This window comes from Mycetocola sp. Y719, assembly GCF_056713205.1.
This window is the reverse complement of record NZ_JBWYGY010000002.1, coordinates 759,932-782,495: the sequence shown is the minus strand read 5'-3', so window position 1 is coordinate 782,495 and position 22,564 is coordinate 759,932. Positions and strand designations below refer to the sequence as shown.

General features: G+C 67.2%; 22 protein-coding genes and 2 tRNA genes. 15 read left to right on the top strand and 9 right to left on the bottom strand.

The genetic code is table 11. The annotated features are described in order from the left end of the window. Positions 1–228: 228 nt before the first annotated feature. The 4 genes from AC1M0F_RS10000 (at position 229) to AC1M0F_RS09985 (ending at position 5,922) form a co-directional block, all read left to right on the top strand. The gene (locus AC1M0F_RS10000) at positions 229–1,452 is read left to right on the top strand and encodes a sugar ABC transporter substrate-binding protein (protein ID WP_480238077.1); all 1,224 of its coding nucleotides are present in this window, start codon (positions 229–231) and stop codon (positions 1,450–1,452) included. Between the two features lie 84 nt (positions 1,453–1,536). After that, complete coding sequence (locus tag AC1M0F_RS09995) at positions 1,537–3,162, top strand: ABC transporter permease subunit (protein ID WP_480238076.1); 1,626 nt, start codon at positions 1,537–1,539, stop codon at positions 3,160–3,162. Next, a complete protein-coding gene (locus AC1M0F_RS09990; protein ID WP_480238075.1) occupies positions 3,162–4,085 on the top strand; it encodes a sugar ABC transporter permease in 924 nt (307 codons plus the stop codon). Before AC1M0F_RS09995 ends, AC1M0F_RS09990 begins: the two co-directional genes overlap by 1 nt. A gap of 1 nt (position 4,086) precedes the next feature. Continuing rightward, the gene (locus tag AC1M0F_RS09985) at positions 4,087–5,922 is read left to right on the top strand and encodes a glycoside hydrolase family 13 protein (RefSeq protein ID WP_480238074.1); all 1,836 of its coding nucleotides are present in this window, start codon (positions 4,087–4,089) and stop codon (positions 5,920–5,922) included. Here the strand turns inward: AC1M0F_RS09985 and AC1M0F_RS09980 are convergent. The 3 genes from AC1M0F_RS09980 to AC1M0F_RS09970 are packed head-to-tail and all read right to left on the bottom strand — an operon-like array spanning position 5,919 to position 8,195. Further along, complete coding sequence (locus AC1M0F_RS09980) at positions 5,919–6,431, bottom strand: hypothetical protein (protein WP_480238073.1); 513 nt, start codon at positions 6,429–6,431, stop codon at positions 5,919–5,921. The genes AC1M0F_RS09985 and AC1M0F_RS09980 overlap by 4 nt on opposite strands. Continuing rightward, the gene (locus AC1M0F_RS09975; protein ID WP_480238072.1) at positions 6,406–6,960 is read right to left on the bottom strand and encodes a hypothetical protein; all 555 of its coding nucleotides are present in this window, start codon (positions 6,958–6,960) and stop codon (positions 6,406–6,408) included. The genes AC1M0F_RS09980 and AC1M0F_RS09975 overlap by 26 nt, the downstream gene beginning before the upstream one ends. Then, positions 6,957–8,195, bottom strand: coding sequence for a serine/threonine-protein kinase (locus tag AC1M0F_RS09970; protein ID WP_480238071.1), 1,239 nt, complete (start codon positions 8,193–8,195; stop codon positions 6,957–6,959). Before AC1M0F_RS09970 ends, AC1M0F_RS09975 begins: the two co-directional genes overlap by 4 nt. 106 nt (positions 8,196–8,301) lie before the next feature. Here AC1M0F_RS09970 and AC1M0F_RS09965 point away from each other — a divergent pair. The 6 genes from AC1M0F_RS09965 to AC1M0F_RS09940 all read left to right on the top strand — a co-directional run bounded on the left by AC1M0F_RS09965 (position 8,302) and on the right by AC1M0F_RS09940 (position 14,139). Beyond that, positions 8,302–8,373: transfer RNA gene (locus AC1M0F_RS09965), tRNA-Thr, on the top strand. A gap of 34 nt (positions 8,374–8,407) precedes the next feature. Further along, a tRNA-Met gene (locus tag AC1M0F_RS09960) sits at positions 8,408–8,481 on the top strand. A 95-nt stretch (positions 8,482–8,576) separates the two neighbouring features. Further along, a complete protein-coding gene (locus AC1M0F_RS09955; protein WP_480238070.1) occupies positions 8,577–9,389 on the top strand; it encodes a patatin-like phospholipase family protein in 813 nt (270 codons plus the stop codon). 60 nt (positions 9,390–9,449) lie between these two features. After that, a complete protein-coding gene (locus AC1M0F_RS09950) occupies positions 9,450–10,472 on the top strand; it encodes a 3-oxoacyl-ACP synthase III (RefSeq protein WP_480238069.1) in 1,023 nt (340 codons plus the stop codon). Next, a complete protein-coding gene (locus AC1M0F_RS09945) occupies positions 10,469–13,132 on the top strand; it encodes an alpha/beta fold hydrolase (protein WP_480238068.1) in 2,664 nt (887 codons plus the stop codon). The genes AC1M0F_RS09950 and AC1M0F_RS09945 overlap by 4 nt, the downstream gene beginning before the upstream one ends. Further along, entirely contained in the window at positions 13,129–14,139 is a 1,011-nt protein-coding gene (locus AC1M0F_RS09940; RefSeq protein ID WP_480238067.1) for an NAD-dependent epimerase/dehydratase family protein, read from the top strand. Before AC1M0F_RS09945 ends, AC1M0F_RS09940 begins: the two co-directional genes overlap by 4 nt. 255 nt (positions 14,140–14,394) lie before the next feature. On the opposite strand, the gene AC1M0F_RS09935 is transcribed toward AC1M0F_RS09940, so the two are convergent. The 3 genes from AC1M0F_RS09935 to AC1M0F_RS09925 all read right to left on the bottom strand — a co-directional run bounded on the left by AC1M0F_RS09935 (position 14,395) and on the right by AC1M0F_RS09925 (position 16,411). Next, a complete protein-coding gene (locus AC1M0F_RS09935) occupies positions 14,395–15,597 on the bottom strand; it encodes an NAD(P)/FAD-dependent oxidoreductase (protein WP_480238066.1) in 1,203 nt (400 codons plus the stop codon). Next, positions 15,594–15,794, bottom strand: coding sequence for a ferredoxin (locus AC1M0F_RS09930; RefSeq protein ID WP_480238065.1), 201 nt, complete (start codon positions 15,792–15,794; stop codon positions 15,594–15,596). The genes AC1M0F_RS09935 and AC1M0F_RS09930 overlap by 4 nt, the downstream gene beginning before the upstream one ends. A 113-nt stretch (positions 15,795–15,907) precedes the next feature. Beyond that, positions 15,908–16,411 carry an N-acetyltransferase family protein gene (locus tag AC1M0F_RS09925; protein WP_480238064.1) on the bottom strand — a complete coding sequence of 168 codons (504 nt, stop codon included), beginning with the start codon at positions 16,409–16,411 and terminating at the stop codon, positions 15,908–15,910. A gap of 75 nt (positions 16,412–16,486) precedes the next feature. On the opposite strand from AC1M0F_RS09925, the gene AC1M0F_RS09920 reads away from it, so the two are divergent. The 5 genes from AC1M0F_RS09920 (at position 16,487) to AC1M0F_RS09900 (ending at position 20,067) form a co-directional block, all read left to right on the top strand. Then, the gene (locus AC1M0F_RS09920) at positions 16,487–17,266 is read left to right on the top strand and encodes a sulfite exporter TauE/SafE family protein (protein WP_480238063.1); all 780 of its coding nucleotides are present in this window, start codon (positions 16,487–16,489) and stop codon (positions 17,264–17,266) included. Positions 17,267–17,351: 85 nt separating this feature from the next. Continuing rightward, complete coding sequence (locus AC1M0F_RS09915; RefSeq protein ID WP_480238062.1) at positions 17,352–18,002, top strand: DUF937 domain-containing protein; 651 nt, start codon at positions 17,352–17,354, stop codon at positions 18,000–18,002. A 71-nt stretch (positions 18,003–18,073) separates the two neighbouring features. After that, on the top strand, positions 18,074–18,520 hold the full coding sequence (locus tag AC1M0F_RS09910) for an FAS1-like dehydratase domain-containing protein (protein WP_480238061.1): 447 nt from the start codon (positions 18,074–18,076) through the stop codon (positions 18,518–18,520). Next, positions 18,517–18,936: a MaoC family dehydratase gene (locus AC1M0F_RS09905; protein ID WP_480238060.1), complete on the top strand. Its 420-nt coding sequence runs from the start codon at positions 18,517–18,519 to the stop codon at positions 18,934–18,936. The genes AC1M0F_RS09910 and AC1M0F_RS09905 overlap by 4 nt, the downstream gene beginning before the upstream one ends. A 6-nt stretch (positions 18,937–18,942) precedes the next feature. Further along, positions 18,943–20,067 carry a UDP-N-acetylmuramate dehydrogenase gene (locus AC1M0F_RS09900; protein ID WP_480238059.1) on the top strand — a complete coding sequence of 375 codons (1,125 nt, stop codon included), beginning with the start codon at positions 18,943–18,945 and terminating at the stop codon, positions 20,065–20,067. 82 nt (positions 20,068–20,149) lie between these two features. Here AC1M0F_RS09900 and AC1M0F_RS09895 read toward each other — a convergent pair whose 3' ends face one another. Genes AC1M0F_RS09895 through AC1M0F_RS09885 form a run of 3 tightly spaced genes read right to left on the bottom strand, consistent with a single transcriptional unit; the run spans position 20,150 to position 22,485 of the window. Then, on the bottom strand, positions 20,150–21,367 hold the full coding sequence (locus AC1M0F_RS09895; protein ID WP_480238058.1) for a pyridoxal phosphate-dependent aminotransferase: 1,218 nt from the start codon (positions 21,365–21,367) through the stop codon (positions 20,150–20,152). Position 21,368: 1 nt separating this feature from the next. After that, positions 21,369–22,034 carry a winged helix-turn-helix transcriptional regulator gene (locus AC1M0F_RS09890; RefSeq protein WP_480238057.1) on the bottom strand — a complete coding sequence of 222 codons (666 nt, stop codon included), beginning with the start codon at positions 22,032–22,034 and terminating at the stop codon, positions 21,369–21,371. 10 nt (positions 22,035–22,044) lie between these two features. Then, a complete protein-coding gene (locus AC1M0F_RS09885; protein ID WP_480238056.1) occupies positions 22,045–22,485 on the bottom strand; it encodes a VOC family protein in 441 nt (146 codons plus the stop codon). Positions 22,486–22,564: the final 79 nt, after the last annotated feature.

Below are 22,564 nucleotides of genomic sequence, written 5' to 3'. Positions count from 1 at the left end.
AAGGGGGCAGCGTCGAAGTCACGATTGCGCATACATTCGCTCCTGTCAGCTTGTACTTTGTTCATCGAGCAGGTATATCTGGAAACGCTTGCAGTATTGCGGGCACCGAGAGAACGGCCTTTCACTTCCGAGGAGCTCCCCACGAGGGAGACGGGACACAGCACCCGGCATCCGAGGGCGGCAACGAGGCCACTCACTCGACAGGATCCTGATGAAAGGCACACACCAATGAGGGTGAAAAACTCTTCACTTCTGAAGGCCGGCGCGATTGCGACCATCGCGACGATCGCGCTTGCCGGATGCGCCGGCGGTGGGAACACCTCCGACGACGACAACAAATCCGACGCGACCCTGACCGTCTGGGTCGACGCCGACCGCGCACCCGTCCTCAAGGACGCGGCTGCCGACTTCACCAAGGAGTCCGGCGTCAAGGTCAAGCTGGTCCAGAAGGACTTCGCCAAGATCCAGGACGAGTTCATCGCCCAGGTTCCGTCGGGCAAGGGCCCGGACATCACCATCGGGGCGCACGACTGGCTCGGCAACCTCGTCACCAACGGTGTCGTCCAGCCGATCGAGCTCGGCGACAAGGCCGCTGAGTTCGAAGACGTCGCCGTCCAGGCGATGAGCTACGAGGGCAAGACCTACGGTCTGCCGTACGCGATCGAGAACATCGCGCTGCTCCGCAACACGGCGCTCGCCGCAGAGGCACCGACGGACTACGACGACATGGTCGCCGACGGCACGGCCGCAGGCACCGAGTTCCCGTTCCTCGTCCAGGTCGGTCCCGAGAGCGACCCGTACCACCTGTACCCGTTCCAGACCTCCTTCGGCGCCCCCGTCTTCGGCACCAACGAAGACGGCAGCTACAACCCCGAAGACCTTCAGATCGGTGAGGGCACCGAGTTCGCCACCTGGCTCGGCGAGCAGGGTGCTGCAGGACTGCTGAGCACGTCGATCACGGGTGACATCGCCAAGGAGAAGTTCAACGCCGGCGCGAGCCCGTACTTCATCACCGGCCCGTGGAACGTCGGAGCGGCTCAGGAAGCCGGTATCGACGTGGCCGTCGACCCGATCCCGTCCGCGGGTGGCGAGGTCGCACAGCCGTTCGTGGGCGTCCAGGGCTTCTTCGTCTCGGCGAAGAGCAAGAACACCCTCGCGGCCAACGAGTTCCTCACGAACTTCATCGGCACCGAAGAAGTCCAGACGGCCCTGTTCGAGAAGGGCCAGCGCCCGCCGGCCCTGACCGCCTCGTTCGAGAAGGCCGCATCCGACCCGATCGTCGCCGCGTTCGGTGAAGTCGGCGCCAACGGTGTCCCGCAGCCGTCCATCCCGCAGATGGGCAAGGTCTGGCAGTTCTGGGGCGTCACCGAAGCCGCCATCATCGACGGTGGCGACCCCGTGTCGCTCTGGACGAAGATGACCGCAGACATCCAGGCTGCGATCGCAGAATAACGAGACGCATCGCCGGCCGGGCAGCATCCGCTTCCCGGCCGGCGTTCTCGTCCCGTCGATGCCAAGAAACACACTGAGGCGACAATGAGCACAGGCACGAAGCCCACGACCACCGAGAACACCCCGCAGATCGCCGAGTCCAAACGATCGAAGCGCGCCGGGCGGATCGCCGAGCAGGCATCTGGGGGCATCGTCGCCCTGCTGGTCAAGATCGGCTTGCTCGCGGTCGTCGACGCCATCGCGGTCTACGCGCTGTTCATCCTGTTCCTCAAGCAGGACTGGGTGATCTTCGCGATCGTGCTGGTCGTGACCGCGGCCATCAATGTCATCTATTTCAGGCGCGGACTGCTCCCGTTGAAGTACCTGGCGCCCGGCCTGATCTTCCTGCTCATCTTCCAGGTCTTCGTGATCGGCTATACGGCCTATATCTCCTTCACCAACTACGGCACTGGCCACAACAGCACCAAGGACGACGCCGTCACCGCGTTGATCCAGTCGGCTCAGTACCGTGTTCCCGACTCGCCCACATACGGGCTCACGATCGTCGAGCAACTCGGCGCCTTCAACTTCCTCGTCACGGACCCGGACGGCGAAGTGTCGATCGGTAACACCGAGACGCCGCTGACCGAGGTTTCCGACGCCGAGATGTCCGGCGACAAGGCAGTCAGCGTCCCCGGGTACAACACTCTCGACTTCACCGAGATCATCGCCAACCAGGACGCCATCGCGGCCATGACCGTGCAGATCTCGGACGATCCGAACGATGGAGCGCTCCGGACGCCGGACGGTTCGAGCGCCTACCTCTACCTTTCGACGCTGAGCTTTGACGAAGCCGCTGACACGATGACGAACACCGACACCGGGGTCGTCTACTCCGACACAGGCAACGGCGCATTCACCTCCGAGAGCGGTGAGGAACTCCTCCCGGGCTGGAGCGTCGTCGTCGGCGCCGAGAACTACGTGAAGGCGTTCACCGACCAGAGCATCCGCGGGCCGCTCCTCAGCGTCACAGCCTGGACCTTCGCGTTCGCCTTGCTCAGCGTCGCGACGACGTTCGTCCTCGGCCTCTTCCTCGCCATCGTCTTCAACGACATGCGGATGCGCGGGCGCAAGTTCTACCGCGTGCTGATGATCCTGCCCTATGCCTTCCCCGGTTTCCTCGGCGCACTGGTCTGGGCGGGCATGCTCAACAAGGACTTCGGTTTCGTCAACCTCGCGCTCCTCGGCGGGGCGGAGATCCCGTGGCTCACCAATGAGTGGCTGGCGAAGTTCAGCATCCTCTTCGTGAACCTGTGGCTCGGTTTCCCCTACATGTTCCTTGTCTGCACCGGAGCGCTGCAATCCATCCCGGATGAGCTGCAGGAGGCGGCGAAGATGGACGGCGCGAACCCGTGGCAGGTATTCAGGCGGATCAAGTTCCCCCTTCTCCTCGTCTCGATCGCACCGCTGCTGATCGCGTCGTTCGCGTTCAACTTCAACAACTTCAACCTCATCTACATGCTCACGAACGGTGGGCCACGGGATGCCGCAGCCAGCATCAACGTCGGCGCGTCCGACATCCTGATCTCGATGGTCTACAAGGTGGCGTTCGTCGGCGCGAACCGCGACTACGGTCTCGCCAGCGCCTTCTCGATCATCATCTTCCTCATCGTCGCGATCATCTCCATCGTGAGTTTCCGGCAGACCAAGGCCCTGGAGGATCTGAACTAATGAGTACCTCAGCACCCGTCATCTCCGGAACCGCGTCCTCGCCGCTGCCGATCCCCGAGAAGCGACCATTCAAGTTCTCCCGCTGGTTCGCGGCAACCGGATGGCGGCACCTCATCGGTATCGTCATGATCGTCTTCTCGGTGTTCCCGCTGCTCTACGTGCTGTCGGCATCTCTCAACCCGATCGGGACCCTGCTCCAGTCCAACGGGCTGTTCTCATCGATCGGCGTCGACAACTACGTCGAACTGTTCAACAACCCGCAGCGGCCATACGCCGCCTGGTTCGCGAACACCCTCGTCATCGGGATCACGACGGCAGTCGGCACCGTTTTCCTCGGTGCCCTCGCCGCCTACTGTTTCAGCAGGATGCGTTTCACCGGCCGACGCATGGGGCTTCTCTCGCTCCTGATCGTGCAGATCTTTCCGCAGCTGCTCGCCGTCGTGGCCATCTTCCTGCTCCTGACGACGCTCGGCGAGATCTTCCCGATCCTCGGGCTCGACAACCAGATCGCACTCATCATGGTGTACCTCGGAGGCGCGCTCGGCGTGAACACCTACCTGATGTACGGCTTCTTCAACACGGTGCCGTCGTCGCTCGATGAGGCCGCCAAACTCGACGGTGCCGGCCATGCCCGGATCTTCTTCACGATCATCCTGCGCCTCGTCGCGCCGATCCTCGCGGTCGTCGGTCTGCTGAGCTTCATCGCCACCACCAACGACTTCGTCATCTCGAGCGTCGTGCTCGTGACCCCGGAGAAGCAGACCCTTGCCGTCGGGCTGTACCAGTTCGTCTCGGACGAGTTCACGAGCAACTGGGGCGTATTCGCCGCCGGTGCCGTGCTCGCCGCACTGCCCGTGATGGCACTGTTCCTCTACCTGCAGAAGTACATCGTCAGCGGTCTGACCGCTGGGGCAGTCAAGTAGCGTGCTCGAACCGCACCACGACGGTTCACCGCTGTACGTCTCCAACCTCTCGCCTGACCTGGGCGACGTGGTTCGCGTGCGCATCCGTGTCCCGGAGGCGCTCGGTCCGGTCAGGGCCGTGCGGGTCAGGTCGAACCCGGACAGGGAGCCCCGGCTCTCGACAGCCGACCGGCTGCACGCCGCAGACGGCTGGGTCTGGTGGGAAGCGGAGATCCTCATCGAGAATCCGGTGCACGGGTACCGGTTCCTCGTCAGGCTCGACGACGGTACAGACCTCTGGGTGAACGCGCGAGGGGTTTTCCGGATCGAGACGCTGGACAGCGAAGACTTCAAGCTGACGACGCACCCGCCTGCGCCCACCTGGGCGGCGTCGACGGTGATGTACCAGGTCTTCCCCGACCGTTTCGCCCGCTCGGCTGCCGCAGACGACCGCGAGATCCCGGACTGGGCGATCCCCGCCGGATGGACGGATGCCGTCGACCTGGTCCCGCCTGCGCGGTCGTCGCAGCTCTACGGCGGCGACCTCGACGGAATCGTCGAACGTCTCGACCACCTCGAGCGACTCGGTGTGACGATGCTGTACCTCACGCCTGTGTTCCCCGGCCGGTCGAATCACCGCTACGACGCCTCCAACTTCGACACCGTCGACCCGCTCCTCGGTGGGGACGAAGCCCTGGCGCGGCTGACCGACGCCGCCCACGCTCGCGGGCTCACTGTCATCGGCGACCTCACCAGCAACCACTCTGGAGACGCCCACGAGTGGTTCGTTGCCGCCCACCGGCATCCCGAAGCCGTCGAAAGCGACTTCTACCACTGGCTGGACGACGAGCAGGAGACCTACGCGTCCTGGCTCGGCGTGCCCAGCCTGCCCAAGTTCAACTGGAACTCGCCCGAACTGCGCCGTCGATTCATCGGCGGGGACGACTCGGTCGTCGCGGCCTGGCTCAAACCTCCGTACTCCCTCGACGGCTGGCGCATCGACGTCGCGAACATGACAGGCAGATACGGCGACGAGGACCTGAACGCCGACGTGCGCCAGACGATCCGACGCACGATGATCGACGTGAACCCGGACACCATCCTCCTGGCCGAGTCCACGAACGACGCCTCGACGGACTTCCAGGGCGACGCCTGGCACGGTGCCATGACCTACGCGAACTTCACCAGACCGCTGTGGGGCTGGCTGTCCCGGCCGGGGAGCCCGGCAGGAGGCGGCCTCGGGATGACCATGGACGCGATCCCGACCTACAGCGGGGTCCAGTTCTACGAGGCGCATCGCCAGTTCTCGGCCGGGTTCCCCTGGCGCACCCGCCTCGCGAACATGAACGCCCTCGACACCCACGACACCCCGCGATTCGCGACGAGGGCACTCCCCGGCGTCATCCCCGTCGCCGTAGGACTGTCGATGACACTCCCGGGGATCCCTGTCGTCTTCGCCGGCGACGAGTTCGGACTGACCGGCGTCGACGGAGAACACTCCAGGACGCCGATCCCGTGGGGAGAGCTCGACGCGGCTGCCGACACGATCGACCTCTATGCGGCACTGATCGGGCTGAGGCGCAACCGCCCGGCCTTGAACGGCGGCGGGATGCGCTGGCTCCACGTCGGCGATGACGTGCTCGCCTTCGTCCGCGAGAGTGCTGATGAGAGCATCCTGATCGTCGCCGCGCGCTCAGACGTCGACATCCTGCTCGAACCGGATGCCGTCGCCGGCGTCACGGACGCCGTCCCGCTGTTCGGCGAAGGAGAGTTGCTGGCCAGCGAGGACGGGATCCGGGTACAGGCACAGGGGCCGGTGTTCCTGGCCTGGTCGTTGCGGGGGATTCCCGTCGGCTAGCCCTTCGGCTTTGCGGGCTTCTCCCGCTTGTCCTTGCCTTTCCCTTTCCCTCTGTCCTTGTCTTTGCCCGGAGCTCCTGGACCCTCGTCATCGTCATCGTCATCGTCATCGTCATCGACCGGCGCGACGGGCGTCGCCGTCTCGGTGGGCGCCGGAGTGACCTGTGCGTCGACGGCAGCCTGGACATCGGCCTTGACCACGGTCAGTGCCGCCTCGATGCGCTGGTAGCGGGAGAACGAGATCGTCCCGTCAGCGGCTGCGGCATCCAGATCCGCTTCCAGTGCGGCCACTTCGTCGAGCGCGCCCGAGTAGCTGCCGTCCGCGATCGCGGTGGTGATCGAGAGCACGCGGGTCTGAAGCTGTTCCGCCCCGTCGGAACTCAGGTCAGACGGAGCGCTCTGACACCCTGAGAGCCCGAACACGAGCGCCGAGGCGAGCGCCGTGCGAAGGAGAACGGTCTGGGTGCCGTGGAGTGCCATCCACTCACCCCTCGCCGTCTTCGCCGTCATCCTCGGCGTCCTTCTCGGCGTCCTTTTTTGCCTTCTCGTCGGCCTTCTTCTGTTCCTCAGCGAGCTTCTTCGCGGCTTCTTCCGCCTTTTTCCTGGCTTCTTCAGCTGCCTTCTCCGTCGCCTCCCTGGCCTTCTTCTCGGCTTCGGTCTCCTCATCGGGAGGGGTGTCGGTCTCGTCCGTCGGTGCGACCGGCGCGACCGTCTCGGTGGGCTCGGCGGGGGCCTGGGCGTCGATCGCGGCCTGGAGGTCTGCCTTCACCGCCGAGAGTGCGGCATCGATGCGCTGATGGCGTGAGAACGAGACGGTGCCATCCGCTGCGGCGGCGTCGAGTTCTGTTTCGAGTGCTGTCAGCTCCTCGAGTGCGGCAGCATACCCACCGTCCGCGACGGACGAGCTGGCAGCCAGCACGCGGGCCTGGAATGCTTTGGCCTGCTCGGCACCGAGATCAGGTGCGCTGGTCTGGCAGCCGGCGGTGAGCCCGAGAACGAGAATGGCCGAGGCGATCGCTGAAAAAAGTCGTGTTCTCATGGCGTCACGCTGTCCTGAAGATCCTTGAGGTGCTCGCCGATGGTCCCAGGCACGGCGGGATAGTCGACGGCGGGGTTCGCCTCACCCTGTCCGTTCATCACACCGATGCCGATAGCGACGGCGATCACGACGGCGGCGATGGTGCCGGCGATGACGAGCGTGCGGGTCCGCTTCTTCGGAGTCCTTGACGCTCGGGTGCGTCGGGCCGGAGCGGCAATCGTAGGGGAGTGCGTGGGGAGCGGGGGCGGCCCCTTCTCCAGGACGGCAGTGACCTCGGTCTCGGTCTGCACCGGGAAGAGTTTGGTGGGTTCCGGGGCGACGTCGGCCAGCGCGGTCATCGCCGCCGTGGCATCCGATTCGGCGTCCGCGCTCTTCCGGAATCCGTGTACGGGAGCGATACCTCTCAATGCAAGGGCCACCTCGTGCGCGTTGGGCCTGGATTCCGCCGTGCGCGACGTCATCGCCGCGATTGTTTCGGCGACGAGCGGGTCGAGGTCGTCGGGGATGGCGGGATCGCGTGTGATCGGGGCGAGGGCGGCTTCCTGACCGTGTCCGGCGAACGCCCGTTCGCCGGTGATGCACTCCAGCAGGACGAGCCCCAGTGAGTAGACGTCCGTGGCGGGTCCGACATTGTCGCCTCGGGCCTGCTCTGGACTCAGGTAGCCTGCCGAGCCGACGGTGAAATGCGTCGCGGTCAGGCGGGCACCGTCGACGAGCCTGGCGATGCCGAAATCACTGAGTTTCGGATGCGCCCTGGTGTCCGTCCCAGCCGTGTGGGCCAGGAGGATGTTCGCGGGCTTCACATCCCGGTGGACGACACCCTTCTCGTGGATGTAGTGGAGCGCGTCAGCGAGGTCGGCGCCGATGTGACGGACCTCGTCGACGGGGAGCGGTCCCGTGTCGAGTGCGTTGCGGAGGTCCGAACCCGAGATCAGTTCCATCACGAGGTACGAGCGCGGGTTCAGAGGGTCCGTCTCGTCGTTGCCGGCGTCGAAGAGGGTGACGAGGCCCGGGTGGCTGAGGCTGGCCAGCATCGCGACCTCGCCCTGCTGACGCCGGAAGTCCGACGGATTCGTCGAAGCGACCCTGAACAGTTTGATCGCCACGTCGCGGTTGAGGGTTTCGTCGCGGGCACGGTAGACCGACGCCATACCGCCGGTACCGATCAGGCTGATGAGCCGGTATCGGTCGCCGAGGGTGATGTCGATTGCCGGGGCGTTCGGGTTCGTATTCATGGGCGTCCTCGCCCCATGCTACGTCGAAGCGCCTTCCAGCGGCACGCTGTTCAAGAGGCACCCAGAGTGGTGCTATTCTCTACTGGTGCCATTTTGAAATGGTTGCGCCCCGATAGCTCAGTGGTAGAGCACTTCCATGGTAAGGAAGGGGTCGTCGGTTCAAACCCGACTCGGGGCTCGTTACTTTCTCGGACAGCCGGGCGAAGTTTCGCGGCAGGGTAGCTCAGTTGGTGAGAGCGCACGACTCATAATCGTGAGGTCGCGGGTTCGAATCCCGCTCCTGCTACGGGGAAAGGCTCTCAAAGCCTCTTCCCATGTGGCCCCGAGGTCTCGCCACCTCGGGGCTTTCTCCTTTTCCTGACCGCACGCAGAAGGAACCACGTGAGCGACGATCGCACCCTGGGGCTCACCCTCGGCGGTGGGGGCGCCTTCGGAGCCGCCCACGTCGGCGTTCTCCAGGTGCTTGCCGAACGCGGCATCCGTCCGGGGATCGCCACAGGGACCAGTTCGGGCGCGCTCGTCGCAGCGGCTTACGCCGCAGGCATCGAACCGTCGGCGATCGAGAATGCGGCGCTCGGGTTCCGCTGGCGCGCGATCGCCAGGTGGTCGTCCGTTCCCCGTTGGGGCCTGCTCGACACGGAAGCGCTCGCGGATGCGGTGCGCGGCGCTCTCGGCGCCGATCCGCTGATCGAGCAGCTTCCCCGCCGATTCGCTGCAGTCGCCACCGACCTTCGAACCCGGCGCACCGTGACGATCGACGAAGGACCGCTGAGCGTTGCACTGAGGTCGACGATCGCCGTCCCCGGCCTCCTCCCGCCCGTACGCCGCGGTGACGCGCTGCTGGCGGATGGCGGCATCCTCGACAACGTCCCGGTCGACGCCGCGCGCGCTCTCGGCGCATCCCGCACGATCGTGGTGAGGTTGCACGCCAAGTGGGAGAACGTGCGGATGATGCGAACCCAGAACCTCACCGCCGACCTCAGGCGCGACCCGTCGATCGTGCTGATCGAACCCGAGATGGAGGGGATGGCGCAGTGGACCATGCGCGATGTGCCCCGCCTCATCGCCGAGGGACGACGGGCGGCGACGGTGGCGCTGGACGCGGCCGCACGGCCTCCAGAGCGTGCAGGTGCAACCCCACCGGAAACCTCCGTCTCGGCCGCCAGAATGCAAGCCGGTCAACGTTCAGCCTGAGGCGACGTAAAATCGGTGGGCAGCATGTAGCCCGATCTTGCAATTCGACAGGGAGTCCCCGTGGACGGAAACGCGACCACCACGCACCGTAACGTTGCGTTGCTGTCTGTCACGAGCACCCTCGCCAGGCGCGTCACCACGTCGGAGGAGATCGACTCCAGGCTGAGTTCCGTCCTCACCCGCCTCAAACTGCCGACCGGGCTGCTGCAGCGCGTCGCCGGTGTGCACGAGCGGCGCAACTGGGACGACACCCAGTCCTTCGACCGGGCCGCCGTGGATGCCGGGCAGCGCGCGTTGGCGTCCGCAGGTGTTTCCGCGGACCGGATCGGCCTCCTCATCAACACATCGGTGACCCGGAAACACCTCGAGCCGTCGGTCGCGGTCAAGCTGCACCACGGACTCGGCTTGCCCTCGTCTGCCATCAACTTCGACATCGCGAACGCCTGCCTCGGTTTCGTGAACGGCATGAGCCTTGCCGCCCAGCTCATCGACTCGGGTCAGATCGAATACGCAATGATCATCGACGGCGAAGACGCCGACGACATCCAGAACAACACCATCGAACGGCTCGGCCGTGACGGCATCAGCCGCAAGGACTTCATGAGCGAGTTCGCCAGCCTGACCCTCGGCTCAGGTGCGGCAGCCGCTGTGCTCGGCAGGGCGGATGCCAACCCCGGGGGTCACCGTATCCTCGGTGGCGTAACCAGGGCGGCCACCCAGTTCAACGAACTCTGCGTCGGCAGCGTCGATGGCATGTTCACCGACGCCAAGGCGCTGCTCAAGGGCGGGATGCAACTGGTCGTGTCCGCCTGGAAGGAAGCCCGAAGGGACTGGAGCTGGTCAGCCATGGACCGCTACATCATGCACCAGGTCTCCGACGTGCACACCAATGCCATCATCAAGGCCGTCGGCATCGACCGGACCAGGGTCCCGCTGACCTACCCGAAGCTCGGGAACGTGGGTCCTGCATCGATCCCGATCACTCTCGAGCGCGAGTCGGCAAGCCTTCGCGCCGGCGACCGTGTCCTGCTCATGGGGGTCGGCTCAGGGCTCAACACCGCGATGATGGAAATCGCCTGGTGAGCTTCCGACTGCCCGCCGCAGCCGGAACCCTTTCGCCGGCAGCGTCGCCCCCACCCGGCCTCGACGGGCTCGACCCGGCGTTCTCCCGGGTGGTGCGGGCCCGCGAGCGCGGAGCATCCGTCGATCGCGGGTGGCATCTCCTCGACAATGCCGACCGACTGGCCGAACTCGGTGTCGAACCGGTCGGCACCATCCTCGCCGTCCACGGAAACCCGACCTGGTCGTACCTCTGGCGGCGACTGGTCGACCAGGCGACGACCACGGCGGCTGCCGGCGGTGACGCCTGGCGGGTGGTCGCCGTCGACCAGCTCGACATGGGATTCTCGGAGCGCACGGGAACCGTGCGTCCGCTCGCGCGGCGGGTCAGGGATCTCGGAGACCTGACCGACGCTCTCGGCCTGGCCGGCAGGGTGATCGCTCTCGGGCACGACTGGGGCGGAGTCGTGTCACTGGGCTGGGCGGTCGACCACCCAGACCTGCTCGCCGGGGTGATGCTTCTCAATACCGCTGTGCACCAGCCGGAGGCGCGGCCGATCCCGGCGCCGCTCCGGCTCGCACTTCGCCCGGGCGTTCTCAGCGCGTCCACCGTGTCGACGCCTGCGTTCCTCGAGACCACTCTCGCCCTCGCCCACCCTGCGCTGTCGGCGCAGGTCAAGGACGGCTACCGCGCCCCATACCGGTCGGCGGATCGGCGCGGAGGGATCGGCGGTTTCGTCGCAGACATCCCCGTCGCCCCAGACCACGAAAGTCGCGCCGAGCTCGATCGGATCGCCGACGGCGTCACCCGGCTCCGTGTCCCCGCGCTCATGCTCTGGGGCCCGCGCGATCCGATCTTCAGCGACAGGTACCTCGACGACCTCATCGACAGGATGCCGCACGCTGACGTCCATCGGTTCGAGGGCGCCGGTCACCTCGTCGCCGAAGACGTCGACTACGCGTCTGCTCTGCTCACCTGGCTGGGCGACAGCATCCGTACCCCCGAGACGATGCCGACCGTCGACGCGACCCACGACCGCCCGCCGCTCTGGCACTACCTCGACGAGCTCAGCGACAGCGCCGAGACCGCCGTCATCGACATGGTCCCTTCGGGAGGCGACGCCCCGCGCGTGGTCAGCTGGCGGCTCCTGTCTCGGCGGGTGCGGCAGCTCGCATCAGGCCTCGGCCACGCCGGTGTGAAGAAGGGCGACCGGGTGTCGCTCCTCATTCCGCCGAGCGCCGACCTCGTCGCCGTTCTCTACGCCTGCCTTCGGATCGGAGCCGTCGTGGTTGTCGCCGACGCAGGACTCGGCCTCGGCGGGCTGACCCGCGCGGTCCGCGGCGCCTGCCCCGACCACGTCATCGGTGCGGCCCCCGGCCTCGCCGCCGCCCGCGCGCTGGGCTGGCCCGGCCAGAAGATCTCGACGGCGACCTTCCCCGCGCCGGTGCGTCGCGCGCTCGGGGTGTCGCACACCCTCGCCGAACTCATCCACCTCGGATCGGACGAACGGATGCCGTCGCCGCCGGCCGCCGACGACACCGCCGCCATCCTCTTCACCTCAGGCTCAACCGGCCCCGCCAAGGGGGTCGTCTACACGCACGCACAGCTCTCGGCCGTGCGCGACGCCCTGGCCGCCCAGTACGGCGTCGGGGTCGGGACGGGACTCGTCGCCGGATTCGCACCGTTCGCCCTGCTCGGCCCTGCCCTCGGTGCGCGCTCGGTCACGCCCGACATGGACGTCACCTCTCCGAAGACGCTCACCGCGACGGCCGTTGCCGCAGCGGTGAAGGCGGTCGACGGGACAGTGGTCTTCCTCTCCCCGGCGGCTGTGGCCAATGTCGTCGCGACGGCCGGCGACCTCACCGCAGACGACCACCGTGCCCTCGGCGGCGTCGAACAGTTCCTCTCCGCAGGCGCCCCGGTGTCCGAACCGCTCCTCGCCGCCATCTCGGCGCTGATGCCAGGCGCGACGGCACATACCCCGTACGGCATGACCGAAGGGCTGTTGATGACCGACATCACCCTCGACGGCATCCGCGACGCATCGGCTGACGTAACCGGTGCCGGCGGAGTCTGTGTCGGGACCCCTTCCGGCCCCACGCGCGTGCGGATCTCGCCTCTCGATGATGCCGGTGCAGCGACCGGCGAGCCGACGGATGCCCCGCTCGTCACGGGCGAGATCCTCGTCTCCGCCCCACACGTCGAAGACCACTACGACCGTCTCTGGCTCACCCACCGCGCGAGCAGGCGCGGCGGGATCCCCGGAGAGCGCTGGCATCGCACAGGTGACGTCGGTCACCTCGACGCCGCAGGCAGGCTCTGGGTCGAGGGGCGGATGCCGCACGTCATCACCACCCCGGGCGGCGTCGTCACGCCGGTCGGGCCCGAGCAGCGCATCGAGACCGTCGCCGGGGTGGCCAGGACCGCCGTCGTCGGGATCGGCCCACGCGGCGTGCAACAGGTCGTCGCCGTGGTGGAGACCTCTCCCGTCGCACGCCGGGTCGGGCTCGCGTCACCGCAGCTCGCCGCCGCGGTTCGTGCTGCCGTCGACGTGCCGGTCGCTGCCGTGCTCGTCGTGCCGCACCTGCCCACCGACATCAGGCACAACTCGAAGATCAACCGGTCTGCGCTCTCGGAGTGGGCCGGCGGCATCCTCTCCGGCGGGCGGATGGTCTCGCCGTGAGAGTCCTCGTCACCGGGGCCAGCGGCCTGCTCGGCCGCGCCGTCGCCGCCGAACTGATCTCCGCCGGGCACGAGGTCCGCTGCTTCCAGCGACGGGCGTCTGGCGTCGCAGGCGCCGAGGATCTTCTCGGGTCGGTCACCGAACCGGACGAGGTCGCTTCGGCCGTGAGCGGGCAGGACGCGGTCGTGCACCTGGCGGCAAAGGTCTCCCTCGCCGGAGACCCCGTCGAGTTCGATGTCGTCAATGTCGCGGGGACGCGCTACCTCATGGACGCTGCCCGTTCAGAAGGCATCGAGAGGTTCGTCTACGTTTCCTCGCCGTCAGTGGCGCACGCCGGATCCTCGATCGTCGGCGACGACGCGCTCGCCGCCGACCCGTTCAGCGCCAGGGGAGATTACGCCCGCACCAAGGCTGAGGCTGAACTGCAGGTGCTGCGGGCCGATTCAGACGTTTTCCGTGTCGTCGCGGTTCGACCCCACCTGGTCTGGGGTCCCGGCGACACCCAGCTCGTCGAGCGCGTGATCGAGCGCGCCAGGCACGGCAGGCTTCCCCTGCTCGACTCGGGGGCGGCACTCATCGACTCGACGTATGTCGACAACGCTGCTTCGGCCATCGCTGCGGCACTGTCACGTGTCGACGACATCCATGGACAGTCATACGTGGTGACCAATGGAGAGCCCAGGCCCGTTGCCGAGCTGATCGCGGCGATGTGCGCGGCGGGCGGAGTCAGCGCCCCGCGGTGGCGGGTGCCGGCATCCGTCGCGAAGACCGCCGGGTCGATCATCGAAGCCGCCTGGCGGCTCAAGCCGGGCACCGATGAGCCTCCGATGACCAGGTTCCTCGCCGAGCAGCTGTCGACGGCGCACTGGTTCGACCAGCGTCGGACCCGGGCCGACCTGCAGTGGACGCCGGCGGTGTCGCTCGACGAGGGCTTCCGCCACCTCGCGGCCCACTATGGGCAGCACCCCGCCGTCGATCACTCCGTTGACGACGCCGATCGGTCCTGAAGGGTCACTCTCGCGATCGATCGGTCCCGAAAGGTCGTTCGTGCGCCGGCCGCGCATCCCTTTGGGCCCACTCGCCCCCCGAAGCTCCACGCACGCCGGCGAGCGAAGCGAAGCCGTGCTTGTACTCAGGCGGCTGACGGCATCGTGTGCCGAGGGTGTGGTCGGGCGCCCATGGGCGCCGGTGCACGAGGCCGCCAGCCGCCGTCCCACCCCATGGGCGCCGGTGCAGGACTTCGCCGCCCGCGTGAACAGAGGTCAGGAGTCGACGACCGACGCCCAGCTCTCACCGTCGACGATGTGCTGACGCCACTGTCGAACAGCCTTCGCCGCTCCGATGCCCATCACACCGACGAGTCGTCCGCCGCGTCTGAACAGGGCGATCATCCGGCGCTCGTCGAACGATCCCTCGACGACGCGCACTTCGTCGTAGCCGCGCAACCAGCCGTGGACCTGGAGTTTGTGGTCGTACTGGTCGGTCCAGAAGTAGGGAACCGCGGCGAACGGGGTGCTCTCGCCGTCGATCAGCCTGCGGGCCACGTGCATTCCCTGTTCGGTGGCGTTGGTGCGGTGCTCGACCCGCATCGACTGGTCGAAGACCGGGTTGTCCCAGCGGGCGACATCGCCGGCCGCATACACACCCGGTGCCGCCGACAGGTCGGGGGCGCACTCGATCCCGTCGCCGATCCGGATGCCGCTGCCGCGAAGCCAGTCGAGGTGGGGGGCCGCTCCGATTGCCACGAAGACCACGTCCGCGTGGAGTACCGAACCGTCGACCAGGGTGACGCCGCTGACCCGACCGGCCTCTGCGTCGACCGTGGTGACGATCGATGCCGGTCCGGTGTGGAGTGTCACGCCGTGCGCACGGTGCAGCCGGGCCACCTGCTCGCCGACCGCGGTACCGAGGCTGCGCTCGAGCAGCGTTGCTGCACCGGAGACGACCGTGACGTCGACGCCGAGCCCGACGGCGGTCGCGGCCACCTCGGTCCCGAGGAATCCGCCCCCGACGACGATGAGACGACGGCCGGGCAACAGTTCACCCTGGAGGGCGACGGCGTCGTCGATGGTGCGCATCGTGTACACACCGGTGACGCCTCTGCTCCCCGGAAGGATGCGCGGCTGGACCCCGGTGGCGAGAACGAGCCGGTCGAAAGTCAGGTCGCTGCCGTCTGAGAGCGACAGGGTGCTGCGGTCCAGGTCCAGCCCGGTCGCGGCCACTCCGGAACGGAAGCCGACGGCGAGGTCGCGGAACTCGTCCTCGGTCTTCAACTGGACCCTGGCGGCATCCCATTCGCCGGACAGCAGGTGTTTGGAGAGCGGCGGACGGTCGTACGGCCGATGCGCTTCCGCGCCGATCAGTGTGACGTCGCCGTCGTACCCGTTCCGTCGCAGTGCGGCGGCGGTCGTCAGCCCTGCGGCCGACGCACCGACGATCGCGATGCTGGTGGGGTCACCGGTCATTCATCGTCCTGCAGGCGGAGGGCGGCCGACGGGCAGCTGAGCACGGCGTCGCGAACGGCCTCGTAATCCTCGGCGTCCGGGTTCGGCGCGAGGAGGATGACCTTGCCGACCTCGTCGTCCTGATCGAACACGGCCGGGGCGAGAGTCACACAGACGCCGGCAGCGACACACACCTCAGTATCGGCAATAACCTTCATCGGGAAACCTCTTCTCTCCGGCGACGAGCTCTTCAACGCCTGGGACAATTCTGCCAGTCCCCGGCCGTCCGTCATCGCGCGGGCCAAATTCGCCGCTCTATTGGCGGCGACTGTCAGGCAGCAGGGGTATCGAGCGCCCGGTGCATGACGTGCAGTCCGACGAGGCCGTCGGATGGGTGGTCGAATGCTTCGGGCACGGTGGCCAGGATGGTGAAGCCGAGCGACTGCCACAGCGCGATCGCCGCAGTGTTCGTCTCGACAACGGCGTTGAACTGCATGGCGTGGTATCTGTCGCGCGCCGCCCGATCGAGGACGTGGGTGGCGAGGGCCCGCCCCACTCCGCGTCCGGAAGCATTCGAGGCGACCATGAACCCCGCGTTCGCGACGTGGGAGCCGGCGGCCGGCTGGTTCGGGTGCATCTCCGCCGTGCCGAGAACCGTTCCGTTCTCGTCGACAGCGACGAACACCCGCCCTCCCGGCTTCTCCATCCACCACGCTCGCGCGGCGTCCTCCGAGGTGTCCCTCGGCCAGCAGTAGGTTTCACCTGCGGCGACGATCTCCCAGAGGATCGGCCAGATCCTCTCCCAGTCGTCGGCGTGGGCATCCCGGATCAGCATGGCTCAACGCTACCGGGCATCGCCCGCCGCCGCCGGTGATAGCGTCGATGTGCACGGTCCAGAGCAGGGAGACGGATGCCGCAGCAGCACCCAACGCGATGGTGGATCGGTCTCGTTCTCCTCGGCCTCGTCGCCGGATTCCTGTCCGGGCTGTTCGGGGTCGGCGGCGGCATCCTCATCGTTCCCGCCCTTGTCCTCCTGTTCGGATTCGACCAGAGAGTTGCGGCAGGAACGTCTCTCGCCGCAATCGTGCCGATGGCCCTCGTCGGCGTGATCAGTTACGCGGTCGCCGGCTCTGTCGACTGGATCGCGGCGGCCCTGCTCGCCCTGGCAGCGATCGGCGGCGCCCAGATCGGCAGCCACCTGCTCAACCGGCTGCCCCTGCAGGCTCTGCGCTGGGCCTTCATCGGCTTCCTGGTCGTCATCATCGTGAGTCTCTTCCTCGTGATTCCGTCACGCGACTCCGTCATCGACCTGACCGTCGGATCCGTGCTCGGTCTGCTCGCACTCGGGCTCGTCACGGGGGTCCTGTCCGGTCTCCTCGGCATCGGCGGCGGAGTGATCATCGTTCCCATGCTCATCGTGCTGTTCGGCGCGAGCGACCTCGTCGCCAAAGGGACATCGCTCGTGATGATCATCCCGACCGCGATCTCAGGGACCCTCGGCAACCTCCGCCGCCACAACGTGGATCTTCGCGCAGCCGCGGTGATCGGGGTCGCAGCCTGCACGACGACGGCGCTCGGGGCGCTCGCTGCTGCTGCGCTGGATCCGGCCGTTGCGAACCTCGTGTTCGCCGCGTTCGTCGCCGTCATCGCCGTGCAGCTGACAGTGAAGGCACTGCGTACACCTCGCTGAGCAAGCCCCTATGCCCTGCCCCCGGCCGTGGCTAGCCTGAGGGACAGCGCCGCCCACAGGGGAGGCCGAGAGCGGAGGAGACCCGATGGCATCCATGGATGAACTGATGAGCCAGATCCCGATCGGCGACGTCGCCGCGAAACTCGGCGTCGACGAGCAGACGGCACGGGCCGCCGTCGAGCAGGCGCTCCCCGCTCTTGTCAGCGGGCTGGAGGCGAATGCGCACGATCCCGGCGGTGCGGCATCCATCGAGAAGGCGGTGTCGAAGCATTCCCCGTCCCTCGTGGAGGGCGGCGTGGACCTCGCCGAGGTCGACACCGACGACGGAGACAAAATCGTCAGCCACATCTTCGGCCCGAATCGGGAACAGGTCGTCGCGACCCTGGGAACACAGCCCGCCGCAGCCAGCCAGGGAACAGGTGGCCTTGTCGGCAAGCTTCTCCCGATTCTCGCGCCGATCGTTCTCAGCTACCTGGCGAAGCAGTTCCTCGAACGGAAGCAGTCGACCGAGACGGCACAGCCGACCGAACCGATGCAACCGAAGCAGCCGAAGACCGAACCAGAGGGCGGTCTCGGGGGCCTGCTCGGCGGAATTCTCGGCGGCGGTTCGTCGTCCGAATCGTCCGAGTCGTCCGGCGGCGGGATCGGCGACATCCTCGGAGGGCTTCTCGGCGGCGGATCCGGAGGGGGAATCGGAGACCTGCTCGGCGGTCTGCTCGGCGCCGGACGCAAATAACCGTCGGGAGCACCGCCCGCGGCGAGAGTGGGCGCAGGGAACCCGCGAAGGGCGCCGGGTAGGCTGGAGCCGTGTCAGTAAACCCCGAACTCCAGGGTCGCGTCTTCCCGCCGGCCCCGCCCTACCTGGTCGGACGGGAGAAGGTGCGTGAGTTCTCGCGCGCCGTCTTCGCCACCAGCCCGATCAACCTGGATCCGGATGCCGCTGTTGCGGCCGGTCACGCGGACGTCGTCGCTCCACCCACCTTCCCCGTCGTCATCCAGGAGCACACCCTCGCGCAGTTGCTCGGTGAGCCCGACGCCGGGATCGACTTCTCCCGCGTCGTGCACGGTGACCAGCGCTTCACCTACTCGCGACCGATCGTCGCAGGCGACGAGCTCACCGCGACGCTCACTGTCACGAGCGTGAAGACCCTCGGCCCCCACGCCATGGTCACCGCGTCGTCGGAAATGCTCGACGGGTCAGGTGCCCACGTCGTCACCGCGATCTCCACCCTCGTCGTGCGAGGTGGCGAATGAGCGCCCCGCTTCTCGACAGCCTGACCGTCGGCGATGTCGTCGCCGAGCGGGAGTTCGCGCTCAGCCGGGATTCCCTCGTCCGCTACGCCGGGGCATCCGGTGACTTCAACCCCATCCACTACCGGGATGACGTGGCCGCATCCGTCGGGCTCCCAGGCGTTCTCGCCCACGGGATGCTCACCATGGGCTTCGCCGTCCAGCCGGTGGTCGACTGGGTCGGCGACCCCGCCCTCGTCGCCGACTACCAGGTCAAGTTCACCCGGCCCGTTCCTGTCGACCCCGAGTCGGGCGCGACCGTCTCCGTCACCGCGAAGATCGGCGCGCTCACCGAGACCACGGCCCGCGTCGACCTCACCGTGACGTTCGACGGCTCCACGGTGCTCGGCAAAGCCCAGGTCGTCGTTGCGCTGGGATAGGCGGCGATGACCGAGACGCTCGCCGACCTGACAACGCTGAAGGTCGGCGGCCCCGCCGTTCGCCTCGTCCGGGCGACCACCCGCGAAGAGCTCGTCTCCGCCGTCGCCGACGAGTGGGAGAACGGCGAGGAGCCACTCGTCCTCGGTGGCGGGTCGAACACCCTCGCCTCCGACGACGGCTACGACGGCACGGTGGTTCTCGTCGCGACCAGCGGGATAGAACGGCTCGATGCCCCCGCAGGGCGGGTGCGGCTCCGGGTCGAAGCCGGTGAACCGTGGGACGCGCTCGTGGCGACCGCTGTCGAGAACGGATGGAGCGGGATCGAAGCCCTCAGCGGCATCCCCGGCTCGACCGGCGCTGCTCCGATTCAGAACATCGGCGCATACGGGCAGGAACTCGAATCCGCGCTCGTGTCGATCGATTTCCTCGACCGTGAGCGTTCCGAGGTCGTCCGCGTGCCTGCCGACGAACTCGCACTCGGCTACCGGACGTCCGTGCTCAAACGCCATGGTGGCTCGGTGCCCGAACGCGATGGCGTCGTGCTCGCCATCGAACTCGAGCTCGGCGACGACAGCGGGCTCAGCGCTCCGATCGGCTATGCCCAGCTCGCTTCGGCACTCGGTGTCGACCTGGGAGATCGACTTCCGATCGCAGACGTGAGGCGCACTGTTCTGACGTTGCGCGCATCGAAGGGCATGGTCCTCGACGCAGCGGATCCTGACACCTTCAGTGCCGGCTCCTTCTTCACGAACCCGATCGTCTCGGAGGCGTTCGCACGGTCGCTTCCCGCGGATGCTCCGCGCTGGCCGATCGCAGAGGGACACGACGACGCGGTCGTCATCCCGCTCCGCGAGTGGGACGGCACCGTGCCCACTCCGTCGTTCGAACACAACGCCCAGGTCAAGCTCAGCGCCGCGTGGCTGATCGAGCGTTCGGGCATCCGTCGCGGGTTCCGGCTTCCGGGGTCACGAGCGGGAATCTCGACGAAGCACACCCTCGCCCTCACCAACACGGGTGGAGCGACCGCCGACGAGATCGCCGCGCTCGCGCGTTTCGTGCAGGCGCGCGTCGCCGCCGAGTTCGGAGTCGTGCTTCAGCCCGAACCCGTGTTCGTCGGCCTCTCGCTCTGACGCCTCGCGCGGGTGTTTCAGCGTCGCGCGGGTGAGAAACCACCCGCGTCAGGCCGAACCACCCGCGCGAGCGCGGAGCGGGCTAGCCGAAGAGCTTCTGCAGCCGCTGCACGCCCTCGAGCAACGCGTCGTCGCCGAGCGCGTAGCTGAAGCGCAGGTAGCCCGACGGTCCGAAGGCCTCACCCGGGACGGCGGCGACCTCGGCCTGGTCGAGCATGAGGTCGGCGAGCTCGAGCGACGTCGTCGGGGTGACCCCGCCCCACTCGCGACCGAGCAGTGCGGAGACGTCGGGGTAGACGTAGAACGCGCCCTGCGGCGTGGGGGTGTGGAAGCCCTCGATCTTGTTGAGTTCGGCGACGATGACACCGCGGCGGCGGTCGAAGGCCTGGCGCATGGCCACGACCTCGTCCTGCGGGCCGGTCAGCGCGGCGATCGCTGCCCGCTGGGCGACGTTGTTGACGTTGCCGGACAGGTGCGACTGCAGGTTGGACAGTGCCTTGATGGCTGATGCCGGTCCGACGGTCCAGCCGACCCTCCAACCGGTCATCGCGTAGGTCTTCGCGACGCCGTTCACGAGCAGGGTCTGCCCGGCCAGCTCTGGCACGGCCTCGACGATCGAGAGCGCCTTCGCGGCGGTCCCTGAGCCTGCCGAAGGGTAGGTGAGGTTCTGGTAGATCTCATCTGTGATGACCCAGAGGTTGTTCTCGAGTGCCCACTGTCCGATCGCGGCGGTCTGCTCGGGAGAGTAGACGGAGCCGGTCGGGTTCGACGGTGAAACGAAGAGCAGCACCTTGGTGCGGTCGGTCCGTGCGGCTTCGAGCTGCTCGACGGTGACCTGGTAGTTCTGGGAGGCGTCCGCGAACACCTCGACGGCGACGCCGTCGGCCAGGGCGATGACTTCGGGGTACGTGGTCCAGAACGGCGTGGGCACGATGACCTCGTCGCCCGGGTCGAGCAGCACCTGGAATGCCTCGTACACCGACTGCTTGCCGCCGTTGGTCACGAGAACCTGGTTGATGGATGCGTCGAGGCCGGAGTCCCTGCGGGTCTTTTCGACGATGGCCTCGCGCAGGTCGGGAAGACCTGCTGCAGGCGTGTACCTGTGGTTCTTCGGGTCACGTGCTGCGGCGACAGCGGCCTCGACGATGTGCTCCGGCGTGGAGAAGTCCGGTTCTCCTGCCGCGTAGCTGATGACGGGGCGGCCCTGGGCCTGCAGCGATTTCGCCTTGGCGTCGACCTTCAGCGTTGCTGATTCGGCGATGGCGGTGATCTTCTTCGAGAGTGTCGGTGGTGTGCTCACGTTAGAAGGGTACCGCCTGCGGGGCGAGGCTGAAGGTGGAGACGAAACGTCCGAGAAGCGCCGGGTTCCCGTCGAGAATCCGCACGATCCCCTGCTCGATGGCTGCCTCGGCCGTGACGTCCCCTGCGATCACCGCATGGATGTCGGAACCCGCCGCGAAATGCAGGTCGGGGGGAGCGTCGTTCGGCGTCGGGGGCGAAACCCGCAGGGTCGCATCGTCCACACGGAGCGAGAGGTCGACGCCCGTGATGCGCGCTCGATAGGTGGTGGGCGGAAACGTGGAGGCGGCATCCGCCCGGAACGTTGATCGAAAATCCATCGTCATCGAGTCCGAGGTGATGACGTCGTCCACATCAGGCTCGCCCATGGCACGGAATCCCCACCGGCCGAGCGCCAGGACGACATCCTCGAGTTCGCGGCCGACGTCGGTGAGTTCGTAGACGATGGAGCGGAGAAGCGGGGCGCGTCGGATGACGCCGCCCTCCTGCAGCTCCTTCAACCGGGTGCTGAGGATGTTGGTGGGGATGCGAGGCAGCCCGGCCTTCAGGTCGGTGTAACGTCGCGGGCCGACGAGCAGGTCGCGAACGATGAGCAGTGCCCACCGTTCGCCGACCAGCTCGAGGGCGCTGGCGACACCGCAGTACTGACCGTAGTTACGAGCTGCCATGGGTGGGCCCTCAGGCCTGGGCTCCCTGCCCTGCCATGTACGCTTCAGGTCCCTTCTCGGCGGCGACGGGATCCATGTAGAGGAATCCCAGGATGTTGCCGTCGGGGTCTTCGATATCGCGCGAGTACATGAACCCATAGTCCTGGGCCGGGCGGGGTTCTTTCCCTCCCGCGGCGATGCCCTTCTCCATGATGAGGTCGACTTCTTCGCGGTTGTCCCTGCTGAAGGCGATCGACGCCTGCGCGTGCGTCGTCGTGTCGATGATCGTCTTGTCGGTGAAGGTTCCGAGATACTCGCGGGTGAGGACCATGAAGAAGATGTTCTTGTCGATGACGACGCACGCGGCGTTCTCATCGGTGAACACCGGGTTGATGTCCCAGCCGAGGCCCGTATAGAACGCCTTCGAGCGCTCCAGGTCCGTTGTGGGGAGGTTGACGAAGATGTCGGTCACGAGAGACTCCTTTGACGATCCGGCGATGGCGGTCACCGCCCAGAGCCATGCTTGCAAAAAACAAGTAGATCGGTCAAGG

Bases quoted from the DNA above. Each gene is read 5' to 3' on its own strand.
- AC1M0F_RS10000 (WP_480238077.1), top strand. From the start codon at position 229: ATGAGGGTGAAAAACTCTTCACTTCTGAAGGCCGGCGCGATTGCGACC.
- AC1M0F_RS09995 (WP_480238076.1), top strand. From the start codon at position 1,537: ATGAGCACAGGCACGAAGCCCACGACCACCGAGAACACCCCGCAGATC.
- AC1M0F_RS09990 (WP_480238075.1), top strand. From the start codon at position 3,162: ATGAGTACCTCAGCACCCGTCATCTCCGGAACCGCGTCCTCGCCGCTG.
- AC1M0F_RS09980 (WP_480238073.1), bottom strand. From the start codon at position 6,431: ATGACGGCGAAGACGGCGAGGGGTGAGTGGATGGCACTCCACGGCACC.
- AC1M0F_RS09975 (WP_480238072.1), bottom strand. From the start codon at position 6,960: ATGAGAACACGACTTTTTTCAGCGATCGCCTCGGCCATTCTCGTTCTC.
- AC1M0F_RS09970 (WP_480238071.1), bottom strand. From the start codon at position 8,195: ATGAATACGAACCCGAACGCCCCGGCAATCGACATCACCCTCGGCGAC.
- AC1M0F_RS09935 (WP_480238066.1), bottom strand. From the start codon at position 15,597: ATGACCGGTGACCCCACCAGCATCGCGATCGTCGGTGCGTCGGCCGCA.
- AC1M0F_RS09930 (WP_480238065.1), bottom strand. From the start codon at position 15,794: ATGAAGGTTATTGCCGATACTGAGGTGTGTGTCGCTGCCGGCGTCTGT.
- AC1M0F_RS09925 (WP_480238064.1), bottom strand. From the start codon at position 16,411: ATGCTGATCCGGGATGCCCACGCCGACGACTGGGAGAGGATCTGGCCG.
- AC1M0F_RS09920 (WP_480238063.1), top strand. From the start codon at position 16,487: ATGCCGCAGCAGCACCCAACGCGATGGTGGATCGGTCTCGTTCTCCTC.
- AC1M0F_RS09915 (WP_480238062.1), top strand. From the start codon at position 17,352: ATGGCATCCATGGATGAACTGATGAGCCAGATCCCGATCGGCGACGTC.
- AC1M0F_RS09905 (WP_480238060.1), top strand. From the start codon at position 18,517: ATGAGCGCCCCGCTTCTCGACAGCCTGACCGTCGGCGATGTCGTCGCC.
- AC1M0F_RS09900 (WP_480238059.1), top strand. From the start codon at position 18,943: ATGACCGAGACGCTCGCCGACCTGACAACGCTGAAGGTCGGCGGCCCC.
- AC1M0F_RS09890 (WP_480238057.1), bottom strand. From the start codon at position 22,034: ATGGCAGCTCGTAACTACGGTCAGTACTGCGGTGTCGCCAGCGCCCTC.